Origin of the sequence: Pseudophaeobacter sp. 1A16562 (assembly GCF_041008785.1) — a bacterium.
Taxonomy (GTDB): Bacteria; Pseudomonadota; Alphaproteobacteria; order Rhodobacterales; family Rhodobacteraceae; genus Phycobacter; species Phycobacter gallaeciensis_A.
Map to the genome: position 1 here is coordinate 1 of NZ_JAXGFT010000023.1, position 13,058 is coordinate 13,058.

The 13,058-nt window shown below is 58.7% G+C and carries 12 protein-coding genes; 3 read left to right on the forward strand and 9 right to left on the reverse strand.

Going from position 1 to position 13,058, the window contains the following annotated elements:
• The first annotated feature begins 167 nt into the window (after window positions 1-167).
• The gene (locus tag SM764_RS21200) at window positions 168-593 is read left to right on the forward strand and encodes a rhodanese-like domain-containing protein (protein WP_274837356.1); all 426 of its coding nucleotides are present in this window, start codon (window positions 168-170) and stop codon (window positions 591-593) included.
• Window positions 594-1,009: 416 nt separating this feature from the next.
• Here the strand turns inward: SM764_RS21200 and SM764_RS21205 are convergent, their stop codons facing one another.
• Complete coding sequence (locus tag SM764_RS21205; protein WP_369002687.1) at window positions 1,010-3,463, reverse strand: hybrid sensor histidine kinase/response regulator; 2,454 nt, start codon at window positions 3,461-3,463, stop codon at window positions 1,010-1,012.
• A 30-nt stretch (window positions 3,464-3,493) separates the two neighbouring features.
• Window positions 3,494-4,567: a TRAP transporter substrate-binding protein gene (locus SM764_RS21210; protein WP_369002689.1), complete on the reverse strand. Its 1,074-nt coding sequence runs from the start codon at window positions 4,565-4,567 to the stop codon at window positions 3,494-3,496.
• A 750-nt stretch (window positions 4,568-5,317) separates the two neighbouring features.
• Between SM764_RS21210 and SM764_RS21215 the strand changes: the two genes are divergently transcribed.
• Entirely contained in the window at window positions 5,318-5,518 is a 201-nt protein-coding gene (locus tag SM764_RS21215) for a hypothetical protein (RefSeq protein ID WP_065273505.1), read from the forward strand.
• Between the two features lie 683 nt (window positions 5,519-6,201).
• On the opposite strand, the gene queF is transcribed toward SM764_RS21215, so the two are convergent.
• The 7 genes from queF to SM764_RS21250 all read right to left on the reverse strand — a co-directional run bounded on the left by queF (window position 6,202) and on the right by SM764_RS21250 (window position 11,912).
• The gene (gene queF, locus SM764_RS21220) at window positions 6,202-6,666 is read right to left on the reverse strand and encodes a preQ(1) synthase (protein WP_369002691.1); all 465 of its coding nucleotides are present in this window, start codon (window positions 6,664-6,666) and stop codon (window positions 6,202-6,204) included.
• A gap of 16 nt (window positions 6,667-6,682) precedes the next feature.
• Window positions 6,683-7,390, reverse strand: a complete 708-nt coding sequence (queE, locus tag SM764_RS21225; protein WP_369002693.1) for a 7-carboxy-7-deazaguanine synthase QueE — start codon at window positions 7,388-7,390, stop codon at window positions 6,683-6,685.
• Window positions 7,387-7,740: a 6-carboxytetrahydropterin synthase QueD gene (queD, locus tag SM764_RS21230; RefSeq protein WP_274828430.1), complete on the reverse strand. Its 354-nt coding sequence runs from the start codon at window positions 7,738-7,740 to the stop codon at window positions 7,387-7,389. Before queD ends, queE begins: the two co-directional genes overlap by 4 nt.
• On the reverse strand, window positions 7,740-8,441 hold the full coding sequence (gene queC / locus SM764_RS21235) for a 7-cyano-7-deazaguanine synthase QueC (RefSeq protein WP_274828431.1): 702 nt from the start codon (window positions 8,439-8,441) through the stop codon (window positions 7,740-7,742). The genes queD and queC overlap by 1 nt, the downstream gene beginning before the upstream one ends.
• Window positions 8,442-8,596: 155 nt before the next feature.
• Window positions 8,597-8,932 carry a hypothetical protein gene (locus SM764_RS21240; protein ID WP_369002695.1) on the reverse strand — a complete coding sequence of 112 codons (336 nt, stop codon included), beginning with the start codon at window positions 8,930-8,932 and terminating at the stop codon, window positions 8,597-8,599.
• A gap of 331 nt (window positions 8,933-9,263) precedes the next feature.
• Window positions 9,264-10,070 (reverse strand): crotonase/enoyl-CoA hydratase family protein, encoded by an 807-nt coding sequence (locus SM764_RS21245; RefSeq protein ID WP_274867162.1) that lies wholly within the window; start codon window positions 10,068-10,070, stop codon window positions 9,264-9,266.
• 72 nt (window positions 10,071-10,142) lie between these two features.
• Complete coding sequence (locus SM764_RS21250; RefSeq protein WP_369002697.1) at window positions 10,143-11,912, reverse strand: acyl-CoA dehydrogenase family protein; 1,770 nt, start codon at window positions 11,910-11,912, stop codon at window positions 10,143-10,145.
• A 105-nt stretch (window positions 11,913-12,017) separates the two neighbouring features.
• On the opposite strand from SM764_RS21250, the gene SM764_RS21255 reads away from it, so the two are divergent.
• The gene (locus SM764_RS21255) at window positions 12,018-13,052 is read left to right on the forward strand and encodes an AraC family transcriptional regulator (RefSeq protein ID WP_369002699.1); all 1,035 of its coding nucleotides are present in this window, start codon (window positions 12,018-12,020) and stop codon (window positions 13,050-13,052) included.
• The last annotated feature ends 6 nt before the right edge of the window (window positions 13,053-13,058 follow it).

Below are 13,058 nucleotides of genomic sequence, written 5' to 3' on the forward strand. Positions count from 1 at the left end.
CGCTTGAGCAATTTGAGGGCTCCGCGCCCGGCGCGCTTGCCCAATCAGACGACGGAGAATATGAAAACCAGACCCGCAGACTCTCGTTATGAATAAGGGAGCCTCGGGGGGCAGGTCATCTGCAATCACACGTCACCGAATAAGACCGAAAACCAAGGAGCACCCAGATGAAACTGAGCCACGTTCTTGCCGCGACGACTGTCGCGCTCGGCCTCCATTCCACGCCCATTCTGGCGCAGGAGGCCGCCATCGAGGCGATGCAGGAATACATGATGTTCTCGGAGTATGAGTCCGGCATCATATTGCCGCAACAGATTGATCAGACCGTTTTCGAAACGGCGCTTTTCGTCGACACTCGCGACGCAGAGCAGTTCGAGGCCGCCACGATTCCCGGTTCCGTCAATATTGAATGGCGCGAAGTGCTGGACCGGATCGACGAGATCCCTGGGGATCGTATGACAATCCTCTTCTGCAACACAGGAAGCTTGTCCGCCCAGGCGGCATTCGCCCTGCGGGTGGCAGGTCGCACGAATGTCGTCGTCCTGCAATCCGGTTTCAGCGGCTGGGAAAAGGACGCAGCCTTCAAGCCCTGACGTGATGCGTTCGCGATGTGCCCGGGCCACAGTGGTCGCCCGGGCTGCCCGTCGTTAGGACTGTTTCAATCGACGCATTGCTCCAGTGGATCGCCAGTGTTGTCGATTCCACACTGCCATGTTGAATGCCGTTCCCACCCTAATTCGGTCATTCGCCGACCGCGCAGCGAAGGACCGGTTTCCGCCCTCACTTCGGGAAGGGTCTAGTGCTGCGGCTGCACAAGTCATGTCCGCTTCGGGCTGGGACCGGACATCCTAAGTCAAGAGCATGAACGGCGGCTCTGGGCCGGAAACACTGGTTGGCGGGGTTCAGACGCTCCTACGAGCGATGTCCGGTCTTCTGCCTCAAGCGGACATGACCGATCTTAACATCGTGCGGCATGCGGCCCCTCAGTGGAGGTGTTTTTGATTAGCATTCAACAATCGAACTTAGAGATAACCTCCAGCAGCTCCTTTTTGCGTACAGGCTTTGAAAGAAAAGCATTCATGCCTGCCTCAACGCTGGCGTCCCGATCAGTTTGCATGATGTTTGCGGTGAGCGCGATGATCGGACAGGGGGGGAGGTGCTGAGCTTCCTCAAAATCACGTATCTCTCGGCTCGCAGTCAAGCCGTCCATAACTGGCATTGAGAAATCCATCAAAACAAGGTCAATTTCCGCGTGGCTGTGCCCATAGGTGTTCACCGCCGCTTGGCCATCCTCGCAAAAAATGAGGGTGGCGTTCGTTGGTTTCAGCATTTTTTCCAACACCAGCCGGTTCGTGCGATTGTCCTCGGCGACGAGAATCTGTGTCCCTGAGAGATCTACACGTCCCTCAGGCTGTTTCGTTTTGTGTTTTTGCCGGTTGCCAGTCAATGTGTTTTGCAGGCACTGTGCCAGCGCTGTCGCGCGTACGGGTTTCATCAACACCGCGTCAAACCCTAAGCCGGTTACTAGGCCCTGATCACTGGCTTGGTGGCCGGATGAATAAAGGATCATCGGGAAAGTGTCCTGGTCCATACGCGCCTTAAGTCTCCGGAACAGTTCATCTCCGCTCATATTCGGCATATTGTAGTCCAGAATACCGATATCGATTTTTGCCAATGCGCTAGGTTCCATAGCCAGAACTGCCTCTGGACTTGGGTAGCAATGGACGACAACGCCCCACTGTTCCAGTGTCCTCTTCATGACAATTCGGTTGAGCTCGATGTCATCGACAAGGAGAACATTCTTGCCGGACAGCACTTCCAGGCTAATCGGGTGCTCTTTTACCACCGAAGTAGCTTTTTCCAGTGGAAGCCTAACTGCAAAAGTCGATCCAGCGCCAGGCCTGGAGGCAACGGAAATATCGCCACCCATGTTTTCGATCAGAGTCCGAGTAATGGTGAGGCCAAGTCCTGTTCCCTCAAAACGGCGCGCTTTGTGCATTTCGGCCTGTTGAAATGCGTCAAAGATACTGGCGAGCTTTTCCTCAGCGATCCCGATTCCGCTGTCCTTGATTGTGACTACCAGGGGCAATGCTTCTTCCGGCTCGTACGTAACCGACATGACAACCTCACCCTTGGGGGTGAATTTCACAGCATTGCCAGTCAGATTTACAATAATTTGCCGTATCCGCTCAGGATCGCCATAGAACCATTTCGGAAGTTGTTCATCGTAGTCGACAATCACTTCCACTTCGTGACCGCCAATCGGCGGGCCGAGCAAGGCCGCAACGTCAAATATCGTTTCATACAGCGAGAAGGCCTCGTTTTGTAGAACCTGCTCTCCGGCTTCACACTTCGAAAAGTCAAGGATGCTGTTGATGATTGTCAGCAGTGTCTCGGAAGACCCCAGGATCGTCTCAACGCATTCATGTTGTTCGAGCGTCAGTTTGTCGCCCTCCAAAAACTCGGCCATGCCTCTAATGCCATTTATCGGTGTACGAATTTCGTGGCTCATATTGGCCAGGAACTGTGCCTTGGCATTCGCGGCTTCGTTCGTGCGCTCTATCTCAGCTCGTAGCTTGCGCTCACCGATGACTAACAGTACCGCGAAGGCAATCAGAGTGAGTAGGATCCCGCATAGGACTGCCAGCAGTAGTCTTAGTGACCATATAGCATCCTGGCGTATGAGCGTTTCGTCCAGTACCGCCTCTACGGAAAATCCATACAGCGCATCCGTGCCAAGCCTGGTTTCGTTTGGTGAATGGGACCTACTGTCTTGCAGCCTAGGGGATGACACATCTATCAGTGGCTCCCCCCTGTAGCATATCGAGATGTCAGCACCGGTCTTCTTCCGCACCTCTTCCAAAAGGTCAAAGAGATGCGGTATCGAGACTTCGGCCATTGTAAGGCCGATTAACGAGCCGTCCTCGTACAGGCCATGCGCTATACCAAATTGTGCTGAGGTTTCGGCAGCGTCGTTTCCGCGTTTTTCAATCTCGATCAGGATCGGCGGGGTGTCCGGCCCTTCGCCATACATGAAATGCGAGACCGCCTGCTTCAGGTCGTAGTTCCAGTGGGCCTCATCGGTTGTCACCATTAAATCGCCAAATGTCGACCAAACGCTGATTCCCAGATAGTTCCGCTGTTCCGCATTTGTCGCCCATCTGGGGTCGATGTCGTCAGCGACAATGCCTGGTCCGTATATCTCTATGGTTCGCGCGAGTTGTTGCAGCACATCGTCGGTGTGTCGTAGCGAGCTTGCGATTTCATTTGCCAAGACCTCGACTGCAGACCTGACGCGAGCCTTACTTTCCTCCATTGCGCTTTGGACGACCAGCTGGATCACGACGGCGATAACCACAACAAAGGCCAAGACGACCGTGCACGACATTGCGAGAGCGGGCGACAAGAGGCTTTTCAGGCGCTCCCAAGCAGGCGCTGGAGATCTAGAAGTTTGCAGGAACATTATTTCTTCTGTCGGAACTGGAATATCAGTTCAGGTAAATCGGGCACGCCAATAAGCTCTTTCGGAGAACTCGGACCAGCGACCCAAGCTGTGCGCAAAATCGTTGTAGGACGCATGAACCCGTTTTGAAAATGCATCTTCCGCAACGAATTCCTCGATGAGGCCCGGTGCAGCATGCCGCATGGCTCGGACAATATCATTCGGTAAGGGGAGGAATTTCACGCCAAAGTCCCGTGACAACTTGCCAACCGCAGCAGCGTTCTGTGCCGCAAACTCGTTCGGCATGGCTGCGCTTTCAGCCTGGCACGCGTTCATTATGATCGCACGCGTAGCGTCGTCATAGTTGTTCCACTTTTGCAGAGAAACGTTGACTTCGAGAGTATGACCAGGCTCGTGCACACCAGGGTAGTAGCAGTTCTTGGCATGGAGATGCATACCGAATTCTAGGTCAACCCAGGGGCAAATCCATTCCGCAGCATCCAGATCTCCACTGTCAAGCAGCGCTTTTATTTCGCTGGCTGCTGTCAGTTTAGGCACCGCGCCCATGGACCGAAATAACTCACCACCGAGCGATGGGAAGCGGATGACCAATCCCTCTAGGTCGCGTCGTGTACGAAGCGGGGCTCGAAACCAACCGGCCGACTGCACCCCGGTGTTTCCGCCTGCCAGCGGTTTCACTCCAAACCTCTCACCAAGCTCGTCCCACAGCTGCTGTCCGCCCCCATGCTCAAGCCAAGCATTGTGTTCATTTGCCATCATGCCGAATGGGATAGTTGCAAAAAAGGCAAAGGCGGGGGACTTCTTGGTCCAGTAGTAGGAAGTCCCATGCGAAAGATCCGCGGCCCCCGCGGCAAGTGCGTCGAGGGTTTCGAATGCCCCCATTTTTTCACCCGCCCCAAGAACGTCGACAATGATCTGACCGTCGCTCATCGCCGCAATACGCGACGCGAGTCGCTCTGCGGTGTTATGCATCGGCTTCATGTCCCGCGGCCAGGCGGTTACCATCGTCATCCGCCGGACCCCACTTGCAATTGCAGGCGCCGCCATGGCGGGTATGATCCCGCAACTACTCATAATTGCGGTTCTTCGATTGATCTTTTGCATGCCATGTTCTTTTCTTTTGAAAGCTGGTCAACTTGATCTAGCACCAAGGCTTTTCTCAATTCTAAAGATCTGGTCCTTCAAATGGCACGACAACGTTGAGGGTTCCCATTGCCCTGGTTGGTCCGCTTGACATGTGACCCGAAGCCTTCGATCGGTCAAGTTGGACGGCAACTCTGCCGAGTATGAAGCCCTAAGAAACAGCTGCTTGTAAAGATGGCTCCCTGTGCCTCGCCAACGCGGCCTTAGCTCGCTGCGTCAAGGGGGTGCCACATCGCCAAACCGAGGAATTGCTTCCGGGAAGGCAGCCTCAGGATCTCGCAACTGCGCCGGATTGCGCATTGCGTCTGGGAAGTATGTACACTTCCTGCGCCTGGCCGACCTTGGGGATGCTGTCCCAGAACAGAGAAATGCCTAATATTTACCTCCATAGTCGTTTCCCATGGCCGCTGAATGTTCTGCAAATGTCCTGGGGAATATCTGAGCTATGTGTTTGGATTGTTGTAATCTTCTCCTGTCTTGAAAACCGTTGAACATGAAAGCACTATCCGGGTTCGAATTCCTGTCTACTCGGCACTGTTCGGCGACCTAGCGGCAGTTAAGAGGCCGATGCGTGGGGTCCGCTCTCACTGCTGAAGGGCTGCAAAGGGCTCTACAAAACCCAGAACGTGGAATATGAAGGGCAGGAGCCGGGGGATCGCTTGGCGCCTTGTGCCGCTGATGACTTCGGTAGATCACAAAAGGAGGCTTTTGATGAGTGAAGCGCGGATAGAGGTTTCGAGGTTGCCCGATGGTCAGGTGAGTGTTCGCAAGGGGTTCTGGAGTGACGTGTTCGCAGAGGAGCGCCGAGAGCCTTGGGCCGCATGGTATGAAAGCATGCACGCGCAGTATGGATATTCCGGCTATCTGGAAATGGCGCGTGCCTTGCGGGAGCTTGCTCCGGCGAACGCTTGATTTAGGTGAGGCGAACCTAGCAAACTCGGCGAAAACAGTTCCGCACTGCCTGACAGGAAAAACTGGAAACCTTTGAGGGTTTCCACAATCCGCCGAGCAGCCAAGGCCGGTGGGATGTGATCCCAGAGGGGTAAATCGATCGCAGGGGAAGGTGCGCCGAAATATCTAACGGAAGCGCTGGAAATGGCTGCCTTAGACCGGAGCCCCAGCAAGTTTCCGGGGCTGCGGAGACAGCAATGCCGCCAGCCAGCTGCCGACTGGGCGAAGATGGTTTTCGTGGGACACCGGTTCTGTAAGTGATTGTTTTCTATATCCGGGTTTCACTGCTGGCGTGGGACACTGCGGAACTGAATTCTTACAGTAATTTTTGGTTTGTTTCCGTCTCTCATCACCCACCATTCCCCCTTCGTTCGTATGCCAAAATCATCTTTGCGCGGCAGAAAAGTTTTCAGGCCAGTTCTTGCATGGCGATGCGTCTGCGCATAGCGTCGCCATCTCGGAAATCTGCTGGGGAGATCTGGTTCGGGTGAATTCTCACCGGCGGCTGGCCAACCATTGGCCATAGCGAACCAGTGACACAATTGCGGCCTCGCGCGATGTCTTTTCCCTAATCGTCGCGATTGGCTGGGGCGTCAGGCCTGACGCCCCCTAGGTGGATTGTTGTGTTGTTTGCCGCTAGGCGATCAACCCCGTCCGCGATAGGGCGGCACGCCTTGGTCCGGGATCCACACGCTCTCAGGCAGTGGGCCGGTTTGCCAGAAGACATCAATCGGAATGCCGCCACGCGGATACCAGTAGCCGCCGATGCGCAGCCATCTGGGATCAAGAAAATCCACCAGCCGACGTGCGATGGAGATTGTGCAGTCCTCGTGAAAGGCACCATGATTGCGGAAGGAGGTCAGAAACAGCTTCAGCGATTTTGATTCCACCAGCCAGTCGCCGGGCACATAGTCGATCACCAGATGGGCAAAATCCGGCTGTCCGGTCATCGGGCAGAGCGAAGTGAATTCCGGCGCGGTGAAACGCACGTTGTAATCCACATCTGCCTGCGGGTTGGGCACCCGCTCCAGTTCCGCCTCTTCGGGGCTGGTGGGAATAGGGGTTTCTCCGCCCAGCTGTTTGAGATTGCTGTAGATATCGTTTGTCATGGAAAACTCCAATCGGTCAGACGCCGCGCTTGTTGCCCCAGATCAGGACATGCAGTTGCGGCAGGATACGGGGGGCGAACCAGCCATCTGTCATGGCGCGTTCGGTCAGCCATTCCAGCCGGTCTGCAAGATCCTGGGGATCCACAGGGGATTCCGGATCCACATCGGGATTGCCCGGTTGAAGGTAAAGCGGCAGGTCGGGGTGGCGCGCGTGGGCGTCCTTGGCCCAATCATAATCGGCCTCGTCAAAGATGACGATCTTCATCACCATCTGGCGGGCAGTCTGCCCGGCCTTCACGCAGGCGGCAAAGGCTGCCCAGTCGACGCTCTCACCGCTTGAGGGCGGTTTCGGGGACAGCACCAGCGTATCAAGGTCGCCGAACCAGGGCCGCGCCACCGATCCTTGCGTTTCGCAGGCGAACCGGTAGCCCGCCGCCCGGCCGCGCGCGATGAGCGGGGCGAAGTCCTGGATCGCGGGGTTGCCGCCGCTGAGTGAGACGGTCAGGGCCTGCCCGCCTGACAGGCGCAAAACCTCGTCCCAGATCTCCGCGTCACTCATCGGTGTCCAGGTGTGGCGATAGGCACTGTCCACCGCGTGCAGGCTGTCGCACCAGCTGCAGCGATAGTCGCAGCCCCCTGCGCGTACGAATACGGTCGGCTCACCGATCAGGGCGCCTTCGCCCTGGATGGTGGGGCCGAAAATCTCGGCAATTCGTAGGGTCATGGCCGGTATTCAGCCCAGGTTTTTGGCGTCTCACTCACTAGAACCGCGCTGGTTTCAGGCCAGCGGGCGGCGCACCAGTCGTGAAAATGGCGGGCCATGTTTTCAGCCGTCGAGGGCACATCCAGCACATCGTTCAGGTGCCGGTGGTCGAAGGTCTCGTCGATATAGGTCTTGAGCGGTTTGAGATCGTGATAATCGCGCACGAACCCATCCGCGTTCAGCGCCTTGGCAGCCAGTTCCACCACAACGATGTAATTGTGCCCATGCAGGCGCGCGCATTGGTGGTCGTCCGGCAGATGTGAAAGCTGATGCGAGGCGGAGAAATGAAACTCCTTGCGGATGCGGAACATCAGTGCCCTTCCTTTCCGGCAATGGCGGAGAGCCAGTAGTCCGGATCGGCATAGGCTGTCGGATCCGCGACCCCGGCGAGGTGGAAGGCCTCGCGGCGCTCAACACAGGTGCCGCAGCGCCCGCAATGCAGATCGCCGCCCTTGTAGCAGGACCAGGTTTCGGCAAAGGGGGTGCCGTGGCGGGCGCCATCGGCCACGATGTCGGCTTTGCTGCGTTCTACAAAAGGCGTGTAGAGATCGACATCGGCATAGCCGTCTAGCGCGGCCCTCTGCATGGTCTCGAAAGCCCGGGTGAACCCAGGACGGCAATCGGGATAGATGAAGTGATCGCCGCCATGTACGGCGGTGGCGACGGCCTCATCCCCGTTTGCGGCGGCAACACCGAACCCGATGGCGAGCATGATGGCGTTGCGGTTTGGCACGACGGTGATGCGCATCGTTTCTTCGGCATAATGACCGTCGGGGACGTCGATGTCGTCGGTGAGCGCTGATCCGGTCAGCGCGGCGCCGATGGGGCGCATGTCGATCAGGTGGTGGGGGACATTAAGGCGCTGCGCGGCAGCGGCGGCAAAGTCCAGTTCCTTGCGATGGCGCTGGCCATAGTCAAAGGAAACAAGCCGGGTGAGCTGACGCTCCGCGGCGACGATATGCGCAAGCGACACGGAATCGAGTCCGCCTGAGCAGATGACAAGTGTTTTCATGTTGGGCCCTTGTTTTGGTATCCGGGTAGGCTGCGACCGGATTTCGTGGCGCTGCCTATCAACGCGTTGCGGGGGAGGCAAGACACCTATTTGCGATCCGGCGTTCGCCGGTCACTGCCTTACGGCGCTGGCGCAACGCGCGCTGCGTCGCCTTATCAGTCGCGCAGCTTTGTCAGGATCAGCTTGAACGGAATGTCAGGGGCTTCGGGGCTGTGTCCGGTGCCAGCGATCCGGCCGCCTTCGATCTGCTTGCCCGTGATGCACAGGGTGCAACAGTCCGTTTTGAAAATCGGCTGCATTTGTCCCAGATGCGAATGGCGGCAGACCTCTAGGTCAAGGGTCACATCACCGCCGGAGCAGTCGTAACTGCCAACGTAGGACATTATCGAGTCGCCCCCGCGGGCGGTTCCACCCGCGATGGCCAGAACACCGAACCCGTGGTGTTCTGGTGTCATGAATTCGGCCCTGTAAAACCCTTCGATCGCGGTCATCTTGTCTTCTCCCAACCAGCAACGGCTTTGGACCCGGTGGCGAGGTGAAGTTCAAGGCATTTATGATGATCAATTTAGAGCAAATAGTCCCGGATGTCCTACAAAAACCGGGGGTTCCGTGGACGGATTGGGGCAAGTGGTGCCGAATTTTAACGTCGGAACAGACAGTTGGTCTGTCGTAGCGGGGGGATTTCAACTTGTGAGACACCAGCTGCTGTGATGTGCTCTCTGTCGAGCTGCGCGCATTCGTCGCTCGTCGGCACGTGCGCTCGGGGAGGCATGTAGTCCGGGCGGAGCCGCCCGGACCATTAGTTTCAAAGGGCGGCTGAGATCAGCTGTCGGGGCGCACGCGGGCGGCGCTTTTGTCGGCAAAGGCCGCCAGGCGCGCGCGCGCGTCTGGTTGGGTGTTCACCACGCCGGCCACCACGGCTTCGGCATAGGCTGCATCCAGCGCTGACATGTTCTGCATGTGGCTGACGGCCGAACAGATGGCAAAGTTCGACAGGGGCAGGTTTTCGGCAGCGCGGCGGGCCAGTTCCATCGCCTTGTCCAGACTGGAGCCTTCGACGATATATTGCGCAAGGCCCAGATCGCTGGCTTCCTGGCCTTTGTAGACCCGGCCGGTCAGCATCATGTCGATCATGCGGGATTTGCCGACCAGATCGGTGACCCGGATGGTGGCGCCGCCGCCGGTGAACAGGCCGCGCTGGCCTTCAGGCAGGGCGAAATAGGTGGTCTGGTCCATCACCCGGATATGGGCAGAGCTCGCCAGCTCCAGCCCGCCGCCGACAACCGCGCCCTGCAGGGCTGCGATAATCGGAACGCCGCCGTACTCCATCTTGTTGAAAGCTTCGTGCCAGCGCAGGCAGACGTGCATGAAATCGGCCGGACTGCGGTCTTCGTCGTGGTGTTCAATGAGGTCGAGGCCGGCGCAAAAGTGATCGCCAGCCCCGGCCAGCACCACTGCCTTGACCCCGGCACGCGGCGCCAGTGAGAAGAACTCAACCAGTTCTTCGATGGTGTCGATATCCAGCGCGTTGCGTTTGGTCGGCCGGTTGAGTGTCACCACCCAGACGCCATCCTCCTGCGCGTCAATGGCCAGGTTGGTGAATCGGGAGATGTCGATTTCGACGGTCATGGGGATGTCCTTTCGGAAAATGTGGGAAAAGGGCGGCGGCCCCTAGGGCCACCTGCCAGGGATTGGGGGAGGTCAGAGCACCGCGGCCAGCAGGCTGTCCGAGCCCTTGAGGATCCGGTCAGCTTGCGTCCCGGCATCGTTCAGGATGTGATCAGCGTAAAAGCGCGCCGTGGCGATCTTGGCCTGCATGAAGGCCGGGTCCTCGCCTGCCTGCAATGCGGTTTCGGCAGCCATCAGGGAGCGCGCCAGCTGCCAGCCTGCCACCAGATTGCCCGCCAGCATCAGATAGGGCACTCCGGCGCCAAAGGCCGCCTTGGGGTCTTCCTTGCCGGTTGCGGCCATGTGGCGAACCACAGCCTCAAAGGCTTGCCGCGCAACGGACAGCCGCGCGCCGACCGATTTCGCCTCGGCAGAGCCTTGCGCCAGATCCGTCTCGGTCTGCGCGATCATCCCGGCCAGCCGCAGCGCGGTTTCGCCGCCATCGCGCAGTGTCTTGCGGCCCACCAGATCATTGGCCTGGATCGCGGTGGTGCCTTCATAGATCGGCAGGATGCGCGCGTCGCGGTAGTGCTGGGCCGCGCCGGTTTCCTCGATAAAGCCCATGCCGCCGTGCACCTGCACCCCGGTCGAGGCGACCTCGACGCCCATCTCGGTGCAGAAACCTTTGACCAGCGGTGTCAGGAACTCCGAGATTGCGGTGGCTGCAGCGCGCTCTTCGCCGCTGGCGGAATGTTTCGCCAGATCCTGCCAGCCGGCGGTGAAGGCCGCCATCGCCCGGCCGCCTTCGGTCACTGCGCGCATGCGCATCAGCATCCGGCGGACGTCGGGGTGGTTGATGATTGCCACCGCCTCGCGGCTGGAGCCATCGACCGGGCTTGATTGAATGCGTTCGCGGGCGAAACTGACGGCCTGCTGATAGGCGCGTTCGGCAATGGCAACCCCTTGCAAACCAACGGCATAGCGGGCGGAGTTCATCATCTCGAACATGTAGCGCAGCCCGGAGTTTTCTTCGCCGATCAAAAAGCCGGTGGCGCCTTCGAAGTTCAGGACTGCGGTCGGGCTGGCCGTGATGCCCAGCTTGTGTTCGATGCTGGCACAGTTCACGGCGTTGCGCGTGCCCGGGGTGCCGTCGGAATTGACCACATATTTCGGCACCAGAAACAGGCTGATGCCTTTGACGCCTGCGGGGGCATCCGGCGTGCGGGCCAGCACCAGATGAATGGTGTTTTCGGCCATGTCATGCTCACCATAGGTGATGAAGATCTTGGTGCCGGTGATCGCATAGGTGCCGTCGTCCTGCCGTTCGGCGCGGCTGCGCAACAGGGCCAGATCGCTGCCGGCCTGCGGTTCGGTCAGGTTCATGGTGCCGGTCCATTTGCCGGACACCAGATTTTCAAGATAGATCGCCTTGGTTTCCTCTGACCCGGCTGTCAGCAGCGCCTCGACCGCGCCATCGGTCAGCAGGGGGCAAAGGGCAAAGCTCATGTTGGCGGCGTTCAGCATTTCCGTAGCGGCGGCGCCGACGGCGCGGGGGAGGCCCTGACCGCCGAAATCCTCCGGGTGGGGCAGGCTTTGCCAGCCCATTTCGACGAACTTGCCATAGGCCTCGGTAAAGCCATCGGGCAGGATCACCCGGCCATTTTCAAGACGTGCGCCGGACTGGTCGCCGGGCGCGTTGAGCGGGGCAATCTCTTCGGCCGTGAACCGCGCAAGTTCGGTGAGGGCAGCCGCCGCATCCTCGAGTTCCAGCCCGTCATAGGCAGGCAGGCTGGTCACCTCTGACCATCCCGCAAGATGCTGGATATTGAAAATCATGTCTTTGACCGGGGCATCAAATGTCATGGGGCGGCCTTTCTTTAGCGGTTGCCATTCCCGCCAGATAGACATTGGTCTGAGTGTGGTCTATATCCCCTGTGGACGCGAAACTTGCTAAAAGTGACAAATACCATGTCGCCGCTCCCCCCGGAACATGCGCAGGGCGCACTGATCCTGCCGACGGTATCGCGGGCCTTTCTCGAAGATTGGCTGTCGACCTTGCGGGTGCATTGCGCGCCGGGCCAGCTTGCAGGATTCCTTGATCAGATCGGATTGGATGATGCGGCGCAGCCGTTGGGGCGTGTCACCCATGACCAGATCGTGCGGCTTTACCAGTTGGTGGCCAGTGAAACCGGCGATGAAATGATGGGGTTGTGGAGCCGCCCGGTCCGGTCCGGGGCGCTGAAACTGCTCTGTACCTCGGTGCTCGGGGCGTCGTCGCTTTCGGCGGCCTTGTTTCGCTTTAGCTCGTTCTGGAATCTGGTCCTGGATGATTGCCGCGTGCGGCTTGAGACCGGGGAGGACAGGCTGCAGATTGTTCTGGAGCCGCAGGGTGATGGCGGCCAGAACAGGTTCGGGCATATGCTATTGCTGAAGCTTGCCCATGGGATTGCCTCATGGGTGGCGGGGCGAGAATTGCCACTGCGGGAGGTCAGCTTTGCCTTCCAAAAGCCTGAGTTTGCGGAGGATTACCCTATCCTGTTTCCTGCGCCGGTCAGGTTTGGTGAGGTGAGTTCCTCGCTGACCTTCGACGGAACGCTGGACCGGCTGCCAGTGTCGCGCAGCGAGGCAGAGATGCAGGAGTTTTTGATCCGGGCGCCGCGGGACTGGATCTTTACCAGCTTCCGGGAGCATGCGGTGATGTTGCGCGTGCGTGAGCTGCTGCTGCAATCAGAGCGGCTGAGTTGCAATCTGGAAGATGCGGCGCGTGCTCTGAACCTGACGCCCCGCACGCTGATCCGACGTCTTGATGCCGAAAATACTTCGTTTCAGGAGATCAAGGACGGTTTGCGGCGCGATATTGCCATCCGCGATCTGTCACTTGGGGCAAAGAGCATCGAGGCGGTGTCGCAGGATGTGGGCTTTGCCTCTGCCGCGAATTTCCACCGCGCTTTCAAACGCTGGACGGGTACGACCCCCGGCAGCTACCGGAGGTCGGATGTGTAGGAGCCG